This window comes from Micromonospora sp. WMMD729 (assembly GCF_049315225.1).
Classification (GTDB): Bacteria; Actinomycetota; Actinomycetes; order Mycobacteriales; family Micromonosporaceae; genus Micromonospora.
Genome location: NZ_CP186059.1, coordinates 5328933 through 5347342, shown reverse-complemented (window position 1 = coordinate 5347342; position 18410 = coordinate 5328933). Strand labels below are relative to the sequence as shown.

General features: G+C 70.6%; 18 protein-coding genes. 11 read left to right on the top strand and 7 right to left on the bottom strand.

From position 1 onward, the window contains the following. The first annotated feature begins 80 nt into the window (after positions 1–80). The 3 genes from ACN263_RS24430 to ACN263_RS24420 all read left to right on the top strand — a co-directional run bounded on the left by ACN263_RS24430 (position 81) and on the right by ACN263_RS24420 (position 2062). Positions 81–1223 (top strand): LCP family protein, encoded by a 1143-nt coding sequence (locus ACN263_RS24430; RefSeq protein WP_422736652.1) that lies wholly within the window; start codon positions 81–83, stop codon positions 1221–1223. Positions 1224–1312: 89 nt separating this feature from the next. Next, positions 1313–1594 (top strand): F0F1 ATP synthase subunit epsilon, encoded by a 282-nt coding sequence (locus tag ACN263_RS24425; protein ID WP_422736651.1) that lies wholly within the window; start codon positions 1313–1315, stop codon positions 1592–1594. Between the two features lie 12 nt (positions 1595–1606). After that, positions 1607–2062: a DUF2550 domain-containing protein gene (locus ACN263_RS24420; RefSeq protein ID WP_422736650.1), complete on the top strand. Its 456-nt coding sequence runs from the start codon at positions 1607–1609 to the stop codon at positions 2060–2062. A 332-nt stretch (positions 2063–2394) separates the two neighbouring features. Here ACN263_RS24420 and ACN263_RS24415 read toward each other — a convergent pair whose 3' ends face one another. Beyond that, complete coding sequence (locus ACN263_RS24415) at positions 2395–2967, bottom strand: cob(I)yrinic acid a,c-diamide adenosyltransferase (RefSeq protein WP_422736649.1); 573 nt, start codon at positions 2965–2967, stop codon at positions 2395–2397. Between ACN263_RS24415 and murA the strand changes: the two genes are divergently transcribed. Further along, positions 2966–4408 (top strand): UDP-N-acetylglucosamine 1-carboxyvinyltransferase, encoded by a 1443-nt coding sequence (gene murA / locus ACN263_RS24410; protein WP_422736648.1) that lies wholly within the window; start codon positions 2966–2968, stop codon positions 4406–4408. The two genes, ACN263_RS24415 and murA, sit on opposite strands and share 2 nt — an antisense overlap. A gap of 98 nt (positions 4409–4506) precedes the next feature. Continuing rightward, positions 4507–5355: a 3-hydroxyacyl-CoA dehydrogenase family protein gene (locus ACN263_RS24405; protein ID WP_422736647.1), complete on the top strand. Its 849-nt coding sequence runs from the start codon at positions 4507–4509 to the stop codon at positions 5353–5355. A 44-nt stretch (positions 5356–5399) separates the two neighbouring features. Here the strand turns inward: ACN263_RS24405 and ACN263_RS24400 are convergent, their stop codons facing one another. Together ACN263_RS24400 and ACN263_RS24395 are read right to left on the bottom strand one after the other, a co-directional pair. Further along, on the bottom strand, positions 5400–6245 hold the full coding sequence (locus ACN263_RS24400) for an ABC transporter permease (RefSeq protein WP_422736646.1): 846 nt from the start codon (positions 6243–6245) through the stop codon (positions 5400–5402). Then, complete coding sequence (locus ACN263_RS24395) at positions 6242–7093, bottom strand: ABC transporter ATP-binding protein (RefSeq protein WP_422736645.1); 852 nt, start codon at positions 7091–7093, stop codon at positions 6242–6244. The genes ACN263_RS24400 and ACN263_RS24395 overlap by 4 nt, the downstream gene beginning before the upstream one ends. A 151-nt stretch (positions 7094–7244) precedes the next feature. On the opposite strand from ACN263_RS24395, the gene ACN263_RS24390 reads away from it, so the two are divergent. Then, positions 7245–9245 carry a protein meaA gene (locus tag ACN263_RS24390; protein ID WP_422736644.1) on the top strand — a complete coding sequence of 667 codons (2001 nt, stop codon included), beginning with the start codon at positions 7245–7247 and terminating at the stop codon, positions 9243–9245. A gap of 17 nt (positions 9246–9262) precedes the next feature. Here ACN263_RS24390 and ACN263_RS24385 read toward each other — a convergent pair whose 3' ends face one another. Next, complete coding sequence (locus ACN263_RS24385) at positions 9263–9559, bottom strand: DUF1540 domain-containing protein (protein WP_422736643.1); 297 nt, start codon at positions 9557–9559, stop codon at positions 9263–9265. 782 nt (positions 9560–10341) lie between these two features. Between ACN263_RS24385 and ACN263_RS24380 the strand changes: the two genes are divergently transcribed. Next, complete coding sequence (locus tag ACN263_RS24380; RefSeq protein ID WP_422736642.1) at positions 10342–10908, top strand: hypothetical protein; 567 nt, start codon at positions 10342–10344, stop codon at positions 10906–10908. Positions 10909–10975: 67 nt separating this feature from the next. On the opposite strand, the gene ACN263_RS24375 is transcribed toward ACN263_RS24380, so the two are convergent. Continuing rightward, entirely contained in the window at positions 10976–11593 is a 618-nt protein-coding gene (locus tag ACN263_RS24375; protein ID WP_422736641.1) for a DUF4126 domain-containing protein, read from the bottom strand. Positions 11594–11664: 71 nt separating this feature from the next. On the opposite strand from ACN263_RS24375, the gene nucS reads away from it, so the two are divergent. Continuing rightward, complete coding sequence (gene nucS, locus ACN263_RS24370; protein WP_422736640.1) at positions 11665–12324, top strand: endonuclease NucS; 660 nt, start codon at positions 11665–11667, stop codon at positions 12322–12324. 7 nt (positions 12325–12331) lie between these two features. Here nucS and ACN263_RS24365 read toward each other — a convergent pair whose 3' ends face one another. Together ACN263_RS24365 and ACN263_RS24360 are read right to left on the bottom strand one after the other, a co-directional pair. After that, positions 12332–12991: a methyltransferase domain-containing protein gene (locus ACN263_RS24365; protein ID WP_422736639.1), complete on the bottom strand. Its 660-nt coding sequence runs from the start codon at positions 12989–12991 to the stop codon at positions 12332–12334. A gap of 79 nt (positions 12992–13070) precedes the next feature. Continuing rightward, the gene (locus ACN263_RS24360) at positions 13071–14567 is read right to left on the bottom strand and encodes an aldehyde dehydrogenase family protein (protein ID WP_422736638.1); all 1497 of its coding nucleotides are present in this window, start codon (positions 14565–14567) and stop codon (positions 13071–13073) included. A gap of 256 nt (positions 14568–14823) precedes the next feature. On the opposite strand from ACN263_RS24360, the gene ACN263_RS24355 reads away from it, so the two are divergent. From ACN263_RS24355 to ACN263_RS24345, 3 genes are all read left to right on the top strand, one after another. Beyond that, positions 14824–15240, top strand: a complete 417-nt coding sequence (locus tag ACN263_RS24355; protein WP_422736637.1) for an FHA domain-containing protein — start codon at positions 14824–14826, stop codon at positions 15238–15240. 93 nt (positions 15241–15333) lie between these two features. Beyond that, positions 15334–16470, top strand: a complete 1137-nt coding sequence (locus ACN263_RS24350; protein WP_422736636.1) for an alpha/beta fold hydrolase — start codon at positions 15334–15336, stop codon at positions 16468–16470. A gap of 118 nt (positions 16471–16588) precedes the next feature. After that, entirely contained in the window at positions 16589–18379 is a 1791-nt protein-coding gene (locus ACN263_RS24345; protein ID WP_422736635.1) for a 3-hydroxyacyl-CoA dehydrogenase family protein, read from the top strand. Positions 18380–18410: the final 31 nt, after the last annotated feature.

Genomic DNA, 18410 nt, shown 5'->3' with positions numbered 1-18410 from the left:
TTCACCTTTCACGAACGCCGACGAGTGCAACCTTTCGACGACGTGAGCCCGTCTCCACTGCGTGGGCGTAGCGAACGGAGATGAGCGTGGGTAAGGCCGGCAAGAAGGGCCGCAAGTCGTCCATGTGGCGGGGCGTGCCCCGCTGGGCAAAGCTCTGCACCGTGTTCGGTCTGGTGCTGACCATGCTCAGCGGCGGCGTACTCGTCGGCACCGAGGTGCTGATGGCCCGCTACGAGGGCGCCGTCGGCAAGGCCGACCTCTTCGGTGACCAGGCGGCGGGCGCCAAGGAGAAGAAGAGCGACATCAAGGGTCCGCTCAACCTCCTGCTGGTCGGCATCGACCCGCGTACGCCGACGGCCGCGCCGCTGGCTGACTCGATCATGGTGCTGCACGTTCCGGCGTCGATGGACCGGGCCTACCTCTTCTCGTTGCCGCGCGACCTCTACGTCGACATCCCGGCGTTCAAGAAGGCCAACTTCCCCGGCGAGACGACGAAGATCAACGCTGCCATGTCGTTCGGCAGCCGGGTGCAGGGGGGCAACCCGGACGCGGCGCGCGGCTTCGAGCTGCTGGCCAGCACCGTGCAGAAGGTGACCGGCATCAAGCGCTTCGACGCGGGCGCGATCATCAACTTCACCGGCTTCCAGAAGATCGTCGACGCGATGGGCGGCGTCGACATGTACGTCGAACGGGACGTGAAGTCCGAGCACAAGCAGCCCGACGGCAAGCCCCGCCCGGGCAACCCGCGCGGGGAGGGCTACATCGGCCCGCAGGCGATCTACAAGAAGGGCAACCACCACCTCAAGGGATGGCAGGCCCTGGACTACGTCCGGCAGCGCTACCCGAAGAACGGTGTCCCGGACGCCGACTACGGCCGGCAGCGTCACCAGCAGCAGTTCGTCAAGGCGATGGTCGGCCAGGCGTTCAGCGCCGACGTCGTGGCCAACCCGATCAAGCTGGACAAGGTGCTCCGTGCGGCCGGCCAGTCGCTGATCTTCAACGGTCGGGGCAACAGCGTGGTCGACTTCGGGCTCGCCCTGAAGAACATCCGGCCCAACACCATCCAGATGATCAAGTTGCCGGGCGGCCCGGTCTTCGATGGCAAGGCATACAAGGGTGAGCAGTTCCAGGCAGGCGTCTCGGACTTCTTCACCGCCCTGCACAATGAACAACTGGACCCGTTCCTGCTCGAGCACCCGGAATTCCAGAACAAGACCAAGTAGTCGTGGCGTAGCTCTCGCCACCCGCGTTGGGGGCGGTCCAGCGGCACGACTAGACTTTCGGCAATCCGTCGCCGCAGCAAGGAGACAGCGTGGCACAGCAGCTTCACGTCGAGCTCGTCGCCGTCGAGGAGAAGGTCTGGTCCGGCGAGGCCGAAATGGTCGTCGCCCGGACCACCGAGGGCGAGCTCGCTGTCCTGCCGGGTCACGCGCCGCTGCTCGGCCAGCTCGCCGAGCCCGGCCAGGTCCGCATCAAGCTCGCCGGTGGCGAGCAGGTGGCGTACGAGGTGGCCGGCGGCTTCCTCTCGGTGAGCGCCCAGGGCGTCACCGTGCTGGCCGAGAGCGCTACCCCGGTTTCCGCGCAGAGCCGCTGAGCCACACCGGGGATGGAGATCGTCGAAGGGATCGGGATCGGCGTCGCCGTCATCCTCGTCGCACTTCTCGTACTCTTCGTCCGGCGGGCCGTCGTCACCCGCAGCGGCGGCATCATCCGGCTCAGCGTCCGGGTGACCACCATGCTCGACGGGCGTGGCTGGTCCCCGGGTTTCGGCCGGTTCGCCGGTGACGAACTGCGCTGGTACCGGATGTTCAGCTTCGCGCTCCGTCCCAAGCGGGTCCTGTCCCGCAAGGGTCTCGCGGTCGAGCGCCGACGGTTGCCCGAGGGGCAGGAACGGCTCTCCATGCCGGCCGACTGGGTGATCCTCCGCTGTACCAGTCACCATGCACCGGTGGAGATCGCCATGGCGCGGTCGACCGTGACCGGTTTCCTTTCCTGGCTCGAGGCCGCCCCTCCGGGGGCGGTCTCGCCGCGTCTGGCCTCCCAGGACTGGCCGGCCGCCTGAGGCCTCTGTCTGTTTCTGGTCGCTCTTCGGGGTTTCCGGGGCAGCCCACCCGGCTCCGGGCGGTCAGGCTTGATCCCTGCGCCGGGCGGGCTGCCCCGGAAACCCGTCTGCGGCGCGGTGCGTCGGTCCGGTCCGGGTTTTTGATCACCTGCCGTTACCGGTTTCGCGGAGTCTCGCCTTCGGGGTGATCGACTCGGCTTTCTTGACGTCGGGGTGTCCGAGGGCTTCGGACACGCCGACTTCTTGGGACCCGAGTCGGTCAAGGCTGGCCGGGCGGCCGAGGTGCCCGCCTCCAGGACGCGTGACGACGGCGAGAGCGGGAAAGCCGAGGCTTAGCGCTTGCCGCCTGGGACCCATAGCACGTCACCTGCCGGATTTGCCGTTCTTGACAGGATAAAGAGCAGATCGGAGAGCCGGTTGAGATACTTTGCCGGGAGCGGGCTGGTCCGGTCCGGATCGTGGCTGACCAACGCCCACGCCGCCCGCTCGGCTCGTCGGGCGATGGTCCGCGCCACGTGCAGCAGCGCCGCCCCGGCGGTGCCGCCCGGGAGGATGAAGGAGTCCAGCTTGCTCAGGCGCGCGTTGTACTCGTCGCACCAGCCCTCCAGGCGCTCGACGTACTCCTCGGTCACCCGCAGCGGCGGATACTTCGGCTCCGGCTCGACGGGGGTGGACAGGTCGGCGCCGACGTCGAACAGGTCGTTCTGCACCGACGCCAGGACGGCCCGCAGCTCCTCGTCGAGCTGGCCGAGGGCGAGTGCGACACCGATCGCCGCATTGCACTCGTCGACGTCCGCGTACGCGGCGATCCGTGGATCGGTCTTCGGGACCTGCTCGTTGTTGCTCAGCCTGGTCATGCCGGCGTCGCCGGCCTTGGTGTAGATGCGCGTGAGGTGGACGGCCATGACGCACAGCCTACGGATACCGGAACTGACGATCCCCGCTCGGCCGGACCCGACACCCGGCTGGCCGGCGGTGGTGGGTCCGGGCGACGCCGGTGACCCGGCGGTCAACGACGTCGACGTCATCCGGGTCTGCGGTGCGGCCCGACTGGCGGGCACCGTGCACGTCGTCGGTGCTAAGAACTCGGCGTTGAAGCTGATGGCCGCCGCGCTGCTCGCGCCCGGCCGCAGTGTGATCACCAACGTCCCGCGGATCACCGACATCGCGATCATGGGGGAGGTGCTGCGGCGGCTGGGCTGCGACGTCCGGTTCGACGCGGACGATCCGGTCGACCCGATGGTGGCCCACGGCGGGGTCGCCCGGTCCCGCTCGGTCACCATCGACGTACCCGAGCAGCCAGGTGCGGAGGCCGACTACGACCTGGTTCGGCGGCTACGCGCGTCGATCTGCGTGCTCGGCCCCCTGCTGGCCCGCCGGGGCTACGTGCGGGTGGCCCACCCGGGCGGCGACGCGATCGGCTCGCGTGGCCTGGACATGCACATCTCCGGGCTGACCCGGATGGGCGCGGAGATCTCCGGTGAGCACGGCTTCGTCATCGCCGAGGCCCCGCACGGGCTGCGCGGGGCCGACATCATGCTGGACTTCCCCAGCGTGGGGGCGACCGAGAACCTGGTGATGGCGGCGGTGCTGGCCCAGGGCGCCACGACGATCGAGAACGCGGCCCGGGAGCCGGAGATCGTCGACATCTGCACGATGCTCAACCAGATGGGCGCGCGGATCTCCGGCGCCGGCACGTCCACCCTGCGGATCACCGGCGTGGCCGGGCTGCGACCGGTGCGGCACGCCACCGTGGGGGACCGGATCGTCGCCGGCACCTGGGCGTTCGGCGCCGCGATGACCCGCGGCGACGTGACGGTGACCGGGCTGGACCCGGCCTACCTGGAGGTCGCGCTGGACAAGGTGGTCGCGGCCGGCGGCCTGGTCGAGACGCGGGGAGACGGCTTCCGGGTACGCATGGACGACCGGCCCCGCGCGGTGGACGTGGTGACCCTGCCGTACCCCGGTTTCGCCACCGACCTGCTGCCGATGGCGATCGGGCTGGCGTCGGTGAGCGACGGCGCGTCCCTGATCACGGAGAACATCTTCGACGGCCGGTTCATGTTCGCCAACGAGATGATGCGGCTCGGAGCGGACATCAAGACCGACGGGCACCACGCCGTGGTCCGGGGGCGGGAGCGGCTGTCCGGGGCGCCGGTACGGGCCACCGACATCCGTGCCGGGGCGGGGCTGATCATCGCCGCGCTCTGCGCGGACGGACCCACCGAGGTGTCGCACGTGCACCACGTCGACCGGGGATACCCGGACTTCGTGGCCGACCTGCGCGCGCTCGGTGTGGCGGTGGAGCGGGGGACCGCGCCCGAGGAGCCGGCACTGGAGATCTGACCACCGACTTAGCCATCGTTCAGTCTCGCGGCTAGGGTCTGTTTCATACAGACCCCTAGGGTGCAGGCAGGCACTCAATCGCAGCGAGGGAGAAGCAGATGGCGGGTCGACTCGCGGTCGTCGGAGCCGGGCTGATGGGCTCCGGCATCGCCCAGGTAGCGGCGCAGGCGGGCTGGCAGGTGACGCTGCGCGACCTGGACGACGCGGCCACCACCCGGGGACTTGGCGGCATCCGGAAGTCGCTGGAGAAGTTCGCCGAGAAGGGCAAGATCGAGGCGTCCGAGGTCGAGGCGACCCTCGCCCGGATCACGCCGACCACCGACCTGGAGGCCGCGGCGGACGCGGACATCGTGGTCGAGGCGGTCTTCGAACGGCTGGAGATCAAGCACGAGGTGTTCCGGGCCCTGGACAAGATCTGCAGGTCCGACGCGGTGCTCGCCACGAACACCTCGGCCATTCCGGTCACCCAGATCGCGGCGGTCACCGAGCGGCCGGAGGCGGTCGTCGGCACCCACTTCTTCTCCCCGGTGCCGATGATGCAGCTCTGCGAGCTGGTCCGTGGTTACAAGACCAGCGACGCCACGCTGGACACCGCACGGACCTTCGCCGAGGAGATCGGCAAGACCGTGGTCGTGGTCAACCGGGACATCGCCGGCTTCGTCACCACCCGGCTGATCTCCGCCCTGGTGATGGAGGCGGTCAAGCTGGTCGAGTCCGGCGTGGTGTCCGCCGAGGACCTGGACACCGCCTGCCGGCTCGGCTTCGGGCACGCCATGGGTCCGCTGGCCACCACCGACCTGACCGGGGTGGACGTGCTGCTGCACGCCTCGAAGAACATCTACACCGACACGGCCGACGAGAAGTTCTTCCCGCCGGAGCTGCTCCAGCGCATGGTCACCGCCGGTGACCTGGGCCGCAAGACTGGCAAGGGCTTCTACACGTACTGAGTGGTGACGGCGACCGGGGCGGGCTGCCCGCCCCGGTCGTCCGCTCAGCCGTCGCGCTTGGTGGTCCAGCGGAAGGTGGTCAGGCAGAGGACCAGGCCGATCACGCACCACAGGGCCAGCACCAGCGCCACCCGGCCCAGCTCGAACGAGCCGCCCGGCTCCTGCGCCCCGAAGCTCTCCGGCAGGAAGACCGCCCGCAGTCCCTGGCACATCCACTTGAGCGGGAACAGTGCCGCCACCTGCTGCATCCACGTGGGCAGCTCGGTGAAGACGAAGAACACCCCGGAGATGAACTGGAGCACCAGGGAGACCGGGGTGACCACGGCCGAACCGCTGCGGGCGGTGCGGGCCAACGACGAGATGGCGATGCCGGACAGGGTGCACGCGGTCACCCCGAGCACGGACACCCAGCCGAAGGTGATCCACTTCGCGGCAGTGCCGGGCAGGTCCAGGTCGAACAGCGCCACCGCGAAGGCCAGCAGCACGGCCGTCTCGGCGATGCCGATCGCCACCACCATGATCACTTTGCCGGCGAACCAGACCCATTTCGGCATCGGTGTGCCCCGGTAGCGCTTGAGCATTCCCCGGTCCCGCTCGACCGGGATCCAGATGCCCAGGTTCTGGAAGCTCACCGTCATCAGGCCGGTCGCGATCATGCCGGTGATGAAGTACTGGGTGAACTTGACCCCGCCGCCGATCGCCCCGTCGAAAATCGACGCGAAGATCAGGATCATGATGATGGGGAAGCCCATCGTGAAGACCACGGACTCCCGGCTGCGCAGGAACTGGGTGATCTCCAGGCGGCCCTGGCGTAGGGCGAGCGCGCCCGCGCCCGGCCGCCGGCCCGGGGTCGCGGCGACCGGCGTCGCCGGCTTCGTCGTGGTCGTCATCGCGCGTGTCCGATCATCGTGAGGTAGACGTCCTCCAGGGTCGGCCGGGTCACCGTGAGCCCGGGGACCTCGCCGCCGTAGCGCGCGGCCAGGTCGGCCACCAGGGCCGTCGGCGTCGCGCTCTGCGCGCTCTCCCAAGCCCCTTCCGGGGTACGCCACGAGACCGTCGCCAGGGCCTCCTGCCGGTTGCCCAGCCGGTCCGGCGTGGCCACCTCGACCAGTTGGCCGCCGGCGATCACGCCGACCCGGTCGGCGAGCGCCTCCGCCTCGTCCAGGTAGTGGGTGGTGAGCAGGATCGTGGTGCCGGCGGCCGCCAGGTCGCGGATCAGCTCCCAGAACTCGCGGCGGGCCTCCGGGTCGAAGCCGGTGGTCGGCTCGTCGAGGAAGAGCAGTTCGGGACGGCCGATGATGCCCAGCGCCACGTCGAGGCGGCGCTTCTGCCCACCGGAGAGGGTGTGGGTACGGGCCTTGGCCTTCGCGGCCAGCCCGACCCGCTCGATCACCTTGGCGGGGTCGTCCGCGTCCGGGTAGAAGCCGGAGAAGTGTCGGACCACCTCGGCCACGGTCAGCTCGTCGAACTCGCCGGTGCCCTGCAACACGATGCCGACCCGCGAGCGCCAGTCGGCGTCCGGGCGGGCCGGGTCCGCGCCGAGCACGGCCACCTCGCCGGCGTCCCGGTGCCGGTAGCCCTCCAGGATCTCCACCGTGGTGGTCTTGCCCGCGCCGTTCGGGCCGAGCAACGCGAACACCTCGCCCCGGTGGACGTCGAGATCCACACCCGCCACGGCCACGTTGTCGCCGTACGCCTTGCGCAGCCCACGGACGGAGATGGCCAGCTCATCATCCATGACGTCAAGTGTGCGTCCTGGCGGCAAGCGGCGGGTGCCCGGGGTGTGGCGGTCCGCGCCACCGCGGGCGCTTCGCATCCGGGCGTCCCCGACATGGACCTGTGTGGTTTTCCACAACCCTTTCTACTGAACGGTAACTTAGACTCCGGCCATGGATGAGACGTCGAGCCGGCTGCCCGAGCGAGATCGCCCGTGGGTCATGCGCACGTACGCCGGCCACTCGTCGGCCGCCGCCACCAACGCGCTCTTCCGCCGCAACCTCGGCAAGGGGCAGACCGGCCTGTCGGTCGCCTTCGACCTGCCCACCCAGACCGGGTACGACCCCGACCACGAGTTGGCCGCCGGTGAGGTCGGGCGGGTCGGCGTGCCGGTGGCCCACCTGGGTGACATGCGGGCGCTGTTCGACGGCATCCCGCTCGCCGAGATGAACACCTCGATGACCATCAACGCACCGGCGATGTGGCTGCTCGCCCTCTACGGCACCGTGGCGGCAGAACAGGGATCGACCGCCGACCTGCTCTCCGGCACCACCCAGAACGACATCATCAAGGAGTACCTGTCGCGGGGGACGTACATCTTCCCGCCGGCGGCCTCGCTGCGGCTGACCGCGGACGTCATCGCGCACACCCTGAGCACGATGCCGAGGTGGAACCCGGTCAACATCTGCTCGTACCACCTCCAGGAAGCCGGCGCGACGCCCGTGCAGGAGGTCGGCTTCGCGCTGGCCACCGCCGTCGCCGTCCTGGACGCGGTCCGTGACTCCGGTCAGGTGCCCGTCGAGCGGATCGGCGACGTGGTGCAGCGCGTCTCGTTCTTCGTCAACGCGAGCGTGCGTTTCGTCGAGGAGATCGCCAAGATGCGCGCGTTCGGCGTGCTGTGGGACGAGATCACGCGGGACCGGTACGGCGTGCGCGAGGCCCGGCAACGGCGGTTCCGCTACGGCGTACAGGTCAACTCGCTCGGCCTCACCGAGGCGCAGCCGGAGAACAACATCCAGCGCATCGTGCTGGAGATGCTCGGCGTCACCATGTCCCGCGACGCCCGCGCCCGGGCCGTGCAACTGCCCGCCTGGAACGAGGCGCTCGGTCTACCCCGTCCCTGGGACCAGCAGTGGTCGCTGCGCATGCAGCAGGTCCTGGCGTACGAGTCGGACCTGCTCGAATACCCGGACCTCTTCGCCGGCTCGCACGTCATGACCTCGCTCGTCGACGAGATCGTCACCGGGGCGCGGGTCGAGTTGGACGCCGTGCTGGAGATGGGCGGCGTGGTGGCCGCCGTGGAGACCGGCTATCTCAAGAGCGCGCTTGTCGCCTCGTTGGCCGAGCGCCGACGCAGGATGGAGTCCGGCGTCGACGTGGTGGTCGGCGTCAACCGCTTCGCCGAGACCGAACCGTCCCCGCTGACGGCGGCGGGCGCCGAGGCCGTCGAACAGGTCGATCCCATGGTCGAGGCGGCCGCCGTCGCCGCCGTACGCGAATGGCGTGCCGGGCGGGACGACGTGGCGGTCGACGCGGCACTGGCCCGGCTCCGCGCGGACGCCGCGACCACCGCCAACCTGATGCCGGCGACCCTGGATTGTGTGCGGGTCGGGGTGACCACCGGGGAGTGGGCGGGCGCGTTGCGCCAGGTCTTCGGTGAGTACCGGGCGCCGACCGGCTTGTCCGGCGCCACCGGCAGCGGCGGCGACGCGGGTCTCGCGGCGGTACGCGAACGGGTCGCCGCCACCGCCCGCGAGCTGGGCAGCGGACGGCTGCGGTTGCTCGTCGGCAAGCCCGGCCTGGACGGCCACTCCAACGGCGCCGAGCAGATCGCCGTACGCGCCCGCGACGCCGGCTTCGAGGTCGTCTACCAGGGCATCCGGCTGACCGCCGGGCAGATCGTGGCCGCCGCCGTCGAGGAGGACGTCGACCTGGTCGGGCTGTCGGTGCTGTCCGGCTCGCACCTGGCGGCCGTGCCCGCGGTGCTCGACGGGCTGCGGGCCGCCGGCCGCGCGGACCTGCCCGTGGTGGTGGGCGGCATCATCCCCGCCGGTGACGCCGACACCCTGCTCGCCGGTGGGGTGGCCCGGGTCTTCACCCCGAAGGACTTCGCCCTCACCGGGATCATCGACGACCTGGTGACGGTCATCCGGCAGGCCAACGACCTGCCCTGAACGGGTGGTCGCCGGGGTCAGCGACCGGCGTACGTCATGCAGTCGGCCAGGTCGTTGTCCGGCCCGACCTTGATCGAGGAGGCGTGGCACTCCAACTGTTCGTTGTGCCGGCAGTCGGCACGCTGGCAGGCGCCCACCTGCGCGGTGAGGCCGTCCACCCCGCCCCGCACGGGCGACTCGACGAAGGTGTGGCAGTGCGCGTGGTCCAGGCTGCCGATGGTGATCGCGAAGGCGTGGCAGTCACCGCCCTGGTTGTACGCGCACGCGGCCACCACGCACTCCTGCACCCGGGGCATCTCCAACGCAGCGGTCACGTCGACCTCCTCTAGTGTCTTGCCCCGATATTAGGCATTTGTGGCGCCGCGCTCGGCGTGATCGACTCGACTTCGCCGATCTGGGGGTGTCAACCGGCCTCGGATACCGCGACTTCGGCGATCTCGTGTGGATCACCGCTCGGACGCACCCCGCAGACCGCCGCCGACGGCCCGGTTGGGCGCTGTGTCCGGTGATGGGTCATGTGGGGTGAGCGGGTGGGCGCGTGATCATCGCGGGTCGGGGGTCGATGCCCATCCGCGGGGCGTGCCTGTTGGCGTCGTGGTCCTTTGCTCTGCTTCAACGGACGCACCAGCTAGCGTCCGATATCCGGACACCGGGTGTTGCGCGGGTTGAAGCAGAGCAAAGGACCCCGGGGAGTGACCCCGCACCGCCACCCGGACCCGGACCCGGGCCTGGCCGCACGAGCACCGCCTCACCAGGCGGTCACCGAACCCCGGGGAATGACCCCGGGCCGCCGGTCGTTGCACCCGGCCCCGGCGCGACGAGCCCACCGGGCCGCCTGCCTGCGGGAATGGCCCCGGCCGTCGGGTCGTTACACCCGGACCGGCCGCCACGAGCAACCGCCCGCAGGCCGCCCGGCCCCCGGGAATGACCCCGGCCATCGGGTCGTTGAACCCGGTCCGCGGCGCCCGAGCCCCTCCGGCTCGCCGGCCGCCGCCCCCCTCAAAGACTTTGTGCAAGCGCCCGGACGAGGTGCTGAACACCCGCGCATCCCCCTGAAACGCGTGGGTGTTTCCTACCCCCGAAGGAGCAACCCCTGATGAACACGATCTTCCGTAAGAGCATGCTGTCTGTTGCTGGTCTCGCGTTCGCCGGTGGCGTCTTCGCCGGCCCCATCGCCGCCCACGCCGCCACCCCGGCCGTCGACGCCAAGCCCGCCGCTGTTGCCGTGCAGAGCACCGCTCCGAAGCCGCAGGGCGACCAGTCGCACATCACCCTCAACGGTGAGCAGACCGCCAACGTCAAGGCCATCATCGCGGCCACGAAGAAGGCGGGTCTGCCGGAGCGGGCGGCGGTCATCTCGATCGCGACGAGCCTGCAGGAGTCGAAGTTGGAGAACCTGGGCCACCTCGGCGATATGAACGATCACGACTCCCTTGGCCTGTTCCAGCAGCGCCCGTCCAGCGGTTGGGGCACCCCGGAGCAGATCACCAACCCCGAGTACTCCACCACCGCGTTCCTCAAGGGCCTCAAGCAGGTTGACGGCTGGCAGGACATGCCGCTGACCGACGCCGCGCAGACCGTGCAGGTTTCCGCGTACCCCGACGCGTACGCCCAGTGGGAGCAGCAGGCCACCGACCTGGTCGCCCAGTACTGGAACAGCTGACGAACACACCGATGGCCGGCACCCCACCACGGGGTGCCGGCCATCGCCGTCTGCACAGAAAAGCAGGTCAGACGCGGAAGCCGGCGGCGCGGGCCGCCTCGCGTTCCCGGCGGCGTTCGGAGCGTCGACGGAGGAACCAGTAGACGAAGACGACCAGGCCCACCAGGAAGGCGAGTACGAGCACCGGCAGGATGACCGCGACCAGGGACATGACTACGCTCGTCGCGTCCTCGGCGGTGCTGGCGACCGGGGCGCCGAACCCGGCGGTGGTGGCGTTGACGACCGGCCGCGCGGCGGACTTCAGCAGGTGTACGCCGAAGGCGAGCAGCACGCCCGTGGCCACGGGCACCCACTGGTGCGAGGTGAAGAAGCTCCCCGGGTCGCTGACGGTCACGGTCTCCGACGACGAGCCGGCCCCGAAGGCGAGGCCACCGGCCGTGGGTCGGACGACGGTCTGCACCACGTCGTTGATGTGGTCGACCACCGGCACCTTGTCCGCCACCATCTCGACGGCGAGCAGGACGGCCAGGATGAGGATGACCCAGCCGTTGCCGAGCCAGGTCCAGCCGTTGGGCAGGTCGATCAGGTTGGTGTAGCGGCCGAGCAGGCCGAGGACGAGCAGGGGTATGTAGGCGTTCAGCCCTGCCGAGGCGGCGAGGCCGGTGCCGGTGAGTACTTCGAACACGGTCTCAGCATCGCACCGACGCGCCAGTGCCGCTCGGTGGCGGTTGCGGGCTGCTCGGCTACCCTCGTCGGGTGCGGTTGGTCATTGCGAAGTGCTCGGTGGACTACGTCGGACGGCTCTCGGCTCACCTGCCGCCGGCGACCCGGCTGTTGATGGTGAAGGCGGACGGGTCGGTGTCGATTCACGCCGACGACCGGGCGTACAAGCCGCTGAACTGGATGAGTCCGCCGTGCCGGCTGGAGGAGGCCCCCGGCGTGTGGCGGGTGGTCAACAAGGCCGGCGAGGAGCTGCGGATCACCCTGGAGGAGGTCTTCCAGGACACCTCGTACGAGTTGGGTGTGGATCCCGGCCTGCGCAAGGACGGGGTGGAGGCACACCTGCAGGAGTTGCTGGCCGCCAACCCGACCGTGCTGGGTGAGGGGTTCACCTTGGTCCGCCGCGAGTACATGACGGCGATCGGCCCGGTGGACCTGCTGTGCCGGGACGCGAACTCCGCCGCCGTCGCCGTCGAGATCAAGCGGCGTGGCGAGATCGACGGCGTGGAGCAGTTGACCCGCTACCTCGAACTCATGAACCGTGACCCGCTCCTCAGCCCGGTAACCGGTGTGTTCGCCGCGCAGGAGATCAAGCCGCAGGCCCGGGTGCTCGCCGCCGATCGGGGCATCCGGTGCGTGGTGGTCAACTACGACCGGTTGCGGGGGATCGAGAAGGACGAGCTGACCCTCTTCTGACCCCGGCTCACCGCCCGGTCCGTACCGCGATCAACGACTTCGGCAGGCCGAAGACCCGCTCGACGAGCATCGTCGAGTCGGGGAAGTAGTGGCGCATCTGCGAACGGTCCAGCAGTTCGGTCCAGAGCACCTGGTGGATGGCGGCCTCGTGGCTGCGGGTCGGTTTGTGGCCGAGGGGCCAACGGCGGGCGAGCGCCGTGCGCATCCGGATCGGCAGGAACTGCATCCCGGGCGCGATCCAGTGCGGCTCGATGGGGAAGTAACGGTAGGGCGTCTGCACCCAGTGCCGGTCGGCCAGCGACCGGGCCGCGGCGGCGAACCGCAGCCGTCGCTCGTGCCCGCCGACGTGCTCCAGCACCGAGTTCGAGAAGACCAGGTCGAAGGCGCCCTTGGTGACCTGGGGTGGCAGGTCGCAGGCGTCGGCCTGCTCGACATGGGCCCACTCGGGTACTGCAGCGGGCGGTTGTTCCAGGTTGACCACCGTGACGCGGGCCGGCCGGACGCTGGCGCGCTGCCAGGTGCCGAGCCGGCCACCGAGGTCGACGACGTGCATGTCGGCGATGTCGGGAAAGGTGCGCGCCAGCCATTCCGAACGACGGCGCCGCTGCCGAGCGCTCCACGACTGGTCACTGTCGACAAGGCGGTGGCGCAATCGATTGGGGCCCATTTAACGCAATGTACCGCCGCGCGTACAACTGCTAAACATGTGGATACACCGATCCGGGCGCAGATCGGCTATCCGACACTCATCTGCCGTACATCACCTTGATGGCCTTGACGAGGCGTGCCACGTCGGCCGGGCTGCGTTCGAAGGTCATCGACGGCAGCAGCGACCGCGCCCGACGTCGCGTGATGGCCTTGGCACGCCCGAACTCGCGGAGGCCGTCCGCGCCGTGGATCCGCCCGAAGCCGGAGTCGCCCACGCCGCCGAACGGCAGGGTGGACATGCCGGCGAAGGTCAGCGTGGAGTTGACCGAGGCCATACCGGAGCGCAGGCGCCGCGCGATCGACACGGCACGTCGGCGGCCGAAGACCGAACCCCCCAGGCCGTACGACAGGGCGTTGGCGCGGGCGACGGCCTCGTCGGCGTCGCGGACCCGGCCGATGGTCACCGTCGGGCCGAAGGTCTCCTCGCGGACGGCGGCCGATTCTTCCGGTACGTCCACGAGCACGGTCGGATGTACGTACGGTGGCTGCACCGCGTCCGGGCCGCCGAGCACGGCGCGACCGCCGGAGCTGACCGCGGCCTCGATGTGGCGGCGGATCACGTCGATCTGGCCGGGCATGGTGATCGGGCCGATGTCGGCGCCCTCCGGCCCGACGGTCAGCCGGCCGGCGCGGGCCACCACCTTGTCGACGAAGGCGTCGAAGACCGGCTCGACGGCGTAGACGCGCTCGATGCCGATGCAGGTCTGGCCGGCGTTGGTCATCGCGCCCCAGACGCACGCCTCGGCGGCGGCGTCCAGGTTGGCGTCGCTGTCGACGATCATGGCGTCCTTGCCGCCGCCCTCGATCAGCACGGGCGTCAGCGTCTCGGCGCAGGCGGCCATCACCTTGCGGGCGGTCGCGGTGGAGCCGGTGAAGGCCACCTTGTCGACCCCGGAGCGGCACAGCGCGGCACCGACGTCGCCGAGCCCGTGTACGGCGGTGAACACCGGCTGCTCCGGCACCACCTCCGCGAACGTGTCCACCAGCCACTGACCGACGACGGGCGTGTACTCGCTGGGCTTGAGCACGACGGCGTTGCCGGCGGCCAGGGCGTACGCGGCGGAGCCGATCGGGGTGAGGACCGGGTAGTTCCACGGCCCGATCACACCCACCACGCCGTGCGGCTGGTATTCCAGGTGCGCGGAGAACTCGGCGAGGACGAGCCGGGACCGCACTCGGCGCGGGCCGAGCACCCGGCGCGCGTTGCGGGCGGCCCAGTCGATGTGTTCGAGCGCGCTGGCGATCTCGACGATGCCGTCGGCGACCGGTTTGCCGCCCTCGACGTGCATCAACTCGGCGAGCTGCTCGACGCGTTGGGCGAGCAGCGCGCGCCAGCGCAGCAGCCGTTGGCGACGGCCGACGAAGCCCAGACCGGCCCACCACTCGCCGGCGGCACGGGCCCGCTCGACGGCCTGTCGTACGTCCGCGTCGGTGGCGACCGGCAGGCGGCCGGCCTCGACGCCGGTGGCCGGACTGGTGGAGACCAGCTCGTGCGCCTTGATGAGGGGGGTGCCGGGGACATGCACAGCCGTCATGGCGGAAGTCTAGACCCGAACATTACTCACCGGTAGGCCACGATTTCGGGTCGCCGGGGTGGGCGTCGGGTCCGTCGGCCCGCTCGTTGATCAGTGCAGGTCAGGTGCCGGATGTCAGGGGGCGGCCGGCCGAATCGTCGAACGCCGGGTGGCCGGGAGGTGACGAGGAGCTGACCGGCTGGTCGGTATTGACGATTACTGTCTGATGGCAAGCTGACGCGCGGAGTAACGGTGTGGGGTGGAGGGCTGACTGTCCATGGAGGAACATCCGGAACTGATGCCGTTGTTGACGGTCGCCGGTGGGCCGATGCGCGGAGCGAGCTTTCGGCTGCGGGGCGAGCCACAGGTGATCGGTCGGGCGCCGACCGGCGACGTGGTGATCAACGACCCGCATCTGAGTCGCCGGCACGCCGAGGTGTGGCTGGCCCCCGAGGGCGCGTCGCTGCGCGACCTGGGTTCGACCAACGGCACCTGGCTCAACGACCGCCGGATCACCGAGGTGGAACGCCTGAGCGACGGTGACGTGATCCGGCTCGGCCGTACCGAGCTGCGCCTGTTCGATCCGGGGGTGGCCCACACGGATCCGGTCGGGCTCAGCTTCGGGGTGTCCCGGCGAGACGTCCGACCGACGCTGCCGCTGCCGCTGGCCACACCACCCGGCGCCCGCCGCTGACTCCACCGGGGCGATCCTGGCGGTCGACCACACTCCGGCGGTGCCGGCGGGTGGCCGTCCGACACCTGGACCGGCGTGGACCGGCGTGGCAGCATGCCGCGGATGGAGACCGAGCAGCGGATCGTGACGGCGAACGGCATACGCCAGGCGGTACGGGTGGGCGGCCCGCCGGACGGTACCCCGGTGCTGCTGGTCCACGGCAACTGCTCCTCCTCGCTGTTCTGGGAGCCGTTGATCCGGCGACTGCCACCGACGCTGCGGGTCGTCGCGCCCGACCTGCGCGGGTTCGGCGACTCGGCGACCGCCGCGGTGGACGCCACCCGGGGCCTGCGGGACTTCGCCGACGACGTCGCCGCCCTGCTGGACGACCCGACGCTGTTCCCGGCCGGCACGAGCGGCAGTGCCGACGCCAGCGGCAGCGTCGACGCCAGCGGCAGTGCCGACGCCGGTGGTGCGGTCCGACCGGTCGTGGTCGGGCACTCCCTCGGCGGGGGAGTGGCCATGCGGCTGCTGGTCGACCATCCCCACCGGGTGGGCGCGCTGCTGCTGTCCGCGCCGGTGTCGCCGTACGGCTTCGGTGGCACGCGCGACCTCGTCGGCACGCCGACCACGCCCGACTTCGCCGGTACCGGCGCCGGCACGGCCAACCGGGACTTCGTCGCGCGGCTCGTCGAGGGCGACCGGGGCGCCGACGCGCCGGCCAGCCCGCGCGCTGTGCTGCGTGCCGCGTACGTGGCCGATCCGGCCTCGCTGGGCGTCGACGAGGAACTGCTGCTGGACAGCGTGCTGTCCACGGCGACCGGCGACGACAACTATCCGGGTACGGCGGTGCCCTCCGCGAACTGGCCGGGTACCGCGCCGGGGGAACGCGGCGTCCTCAACGCGCTCGCCCCGAGCTGGTTCCGAATCGCCGACGAGTTGGTGGCCGTCGCCCAGAAGCCGGAGATCGCCTGGGTGCGCGGGGACGCCGACGTGATCGTGTCGGACACGTCGCTGTTCGATCTGCCGTACCTGGGTTCGCTGGGTGTCGTACCGGGCTGGCCGGGTGCGGAGTCCTGCCCGCCGCAGCCGATGGTCGGCCAGACCCGGGCGGTGCTGGAGCGGTACGCGGCGGCCGGCGGGACGTACCGCGAGGTGGTGTTGCCCGGCTGCGGGCACAGCCCGCACATCGAGCGTCCGGGGGAGTTCGTGGCGGAGCTGCTGGCACTGACCGACGCGCAGGCCGGATAGGCCGCACGGTGGGTGAAATATCCCACGGCGTCTCGACAAGCCTGCGGCACGTGGCAGACTCGCGCGCAAAGCCTTAGCGGCCGTTCAGGGCCGTGCGGAGTGTCTGGGGAGGCCGGTCGTGGCGCGCGAGTTCAGCACCGTGGGTGTGGTGGGGCTGGGCACCATGGGTGCCGGCATCGTCGAGGTCTTCGCCCGGAACGGCATCGACGTCGTCGCGGTCGAGATCTCCGAGCCGGCGCTGGAGCGCGGTCGGGCCACCCTCGCCGGCTCCACCGACCGCGCGGTCGCCAAGGGCAAGCTCGCCGTGGCGGACCGGGACGCGCTGCACGAGCGGGTGCACTTCGCGGTCGGGCTGGACGCGCTGCACTCGGTGGACCTGGTCATCGAGGCGGTGCCCGAGCACCTGGACCTCAAGCAGCGGATCTTCGCGGAGCTGGACCGGGTCTGCAAGCCGGAGACCATCCTCGCCACCAACACCTCGTCGCTGAGCGTCACCGAGATCTCCGTGGCCACCAGCCGGCCCAACCAGGTGATCGGCATCCACTTCTTCAACCCGGCCCCGGTGATGAAGCTGGTCGAGGTCGTCCGCACGGTGGTCACCGCGCCCGAGGTGGTGGCCGACGTCGAGGCGCTGTGCGCCCGGCTCGGCAAGGTCGACGTCACCATCAACGACCGGGCCGGCTTCATCGCCAACGCGTTGCTCTTCGGCTACCTCAACCACGCGGTCGCGATGGTCGAGTCGCACTACGCGACCCGGGAGGACATCGACGCCGCCATGAAGCTCGGCTGCGGTCTGCCGATGGGCCCGCTGGCGTTGATGGACCTGATCGGCCTGGACACCGCGTACGAGATCCTGGACACGATGTACCGGCGCGGTGGGCGGGACCGTCGGCACGCCCCCGTGCCGCTGCTCAAGCAGATGGTCACGGCGGGACTGCTCGGCCGCAAGTCCGGCCGCGGCTTCTACACCTACGAGCGGCCCGGCTCGCCGAAGGTCGTACCCGACGAGAACACGCCGCCGGCGACGGACGCCGCGCTCGCCGACGGCGCGCGCGCCATCACCAAGGTCGGCGTGGTCGGCTCGGGAACGATGGCGACCGGGATCATCGAGGTGTTCGCGAAGGCCGGGTACGAGGTCGTCTCGGTGACCCGGGGCGCGGAGAAGTCGGCGGCGGTGTGCGAGGCGGTGAAGACGTCGCTGAACAAGGGCGTGGTCCGGGGCAAGCTCGCCGAAGCCGACCGGGACGCGGCGCTCGGCCGGATCACCTGGACGGCCACCCTCGACCACCTCGCCGACGTCGACCTGGTGGTCGAGGCGGTCGTCGAGGAGTTGAGCGTCAAGAAGGCGCTCTTCGCCAGCCTCGACGAGATCTGCAAGCCGGGCGTGGTGCTGGCCACCACGACCTCGTCGCTGCCCGTGATCGACGTGGCGATGGCCACCCAGCGGCCGGCCGACGTGGTGGGCCTGCATTTCTTCAACCCGGCCCCGGTCATGCCGCTGGTCGAGGTGGTCCGGACCATCCGCACCTCCCCGGAGACCACCGCCACCGCCCGGGCGGTCTGCGCCGCGCTGGGCAAGACCGGTGTGGTCTGCGGCGACCGGTCCGGGTTCATCGTCAACGCGCTGCTCTTCCCGTACCTGAACGACGCGGTCAGAATGCTGGAGGCCAGCTACTCGACGGCCGACGACATCGACCACGCGATGAAGTTGGGCTGCGGCTACCCGATGGGCCCGTTCGAACTGCTCGACGTGGTGGGGCTGGACGTCTCGCTGGCGATCCAGCGGGAGCTGTACCTGGAGCTGCGCGAGCCGGGCTTCGCGCCCGCGCCGCTGCTGGAACACCTGGTCACCGCCGGCTACCTGGGCCGCAAGACCCGTCGCGGCTTCCGCGACCACTCGCACCGCTGACCGGGTCAACGCCGAAGGGTCCCGGCCGCGT

What these genes read in the sequence shown, in the direction of transcription:
- ACN263_RS24420 (WP_422736650.1), top strand. Translation starts at nt 1,607, where the DNA reads ATGGAGATCGTCGAAGGGATCGGGATCGGCGTCGCCGTCATCCTCGTC.
- ACN263_RS24360 (WP_422736638.1), bottom strand. Translation starts at nt 14,567, where the DNA reads ATGACGGCTGTGCATGTCCCCGGCACCCCCCTCATCAAGGCGCACGAG.
- ACN263_RS24365 (WP_422736639.1), bottom strand. Translation starts at nt 12,991, where the DNA reads ATGGGCCCCAATCGATTGCGCCACCGCCTTGTCGACAGTGACCAGTCG.
- ACN263_RS24395 (WP_422736645.1), bottom strand. Translation starts at nt 7,093, where the DNA reads ATGGATGATGAGCTGGCCATCTCCGTCCGTGGGCTGCGCAAGGCGTAC.
- ACN263_RS24390 (WP_422736644.1), top strand. Translation starts at nt 7,245, where the DNA reads ATGGATGAGACGTCGAGCCGGCTGCCCGAGCGAGATCGCCCGTGGGTC.
- ACN263_RS24430 (WP_422736652.1), top strand. Translation starts at nt 81, where the DNA reads ATGAGCGTGGGTAAGGCCGGCAAGAAGGGCCGCAAGTCGTCCATGTGG.
- ACN263_RS24415 (WP_422736649.1), bottom strand. Translation starts at nt 2,967, where the DNA reads ATGGCCGTCCACCTCACGCGCATCTACACCAAGGCCGGCGACGCCGGC.
- ACN263_RS24350 (WP_422736636.1), top strand. Translation starts at nt 15,334, where the DNA reads ATGCCGCGGATGGAGACCGAGCAGCGGATCGTGACGGCGAACGGCATA.
- ACN263_RS24405 (WP_422736647.1), top strand. Translation starts at nt 4,507, where the DNA reads ATGGCGGGTCGACTCGCGGTCGTCGGAGCCGGGCTGATGGGCTCCGGC.
- murA (WP_422736648.1), top strand. Translation starts at nt 2,966, where the DNA reads ATGACGCACAGCCTACGGATACCGGAACTGACGATCCCCGCTCGGCCG.
- ACN263_RS24380 (WP_422736642.1), top strand. Translation starts at nt 10,342, where the DNA reads ATGAACACGATCTTCCGTAAGAGCATGCTGTCTGTTGCTGGTCTCGCG.
- ACN263_RS24400 (WP_422736646.1), bottom strand. Translation starts at nt 6,245, where the DNA reads ATGACGACCACGACGAAGCCGGCGACGCCGGTCGCCGCGACCCCGGGC.
- ACN263_RS24355 (WP_422736637.1), top strand. Translation starts at nt 14,824, where the DNA reads ATGGAGGAACATCCGGAACTGATGCCGTTGTTGACGGTCGCCGGTGGG.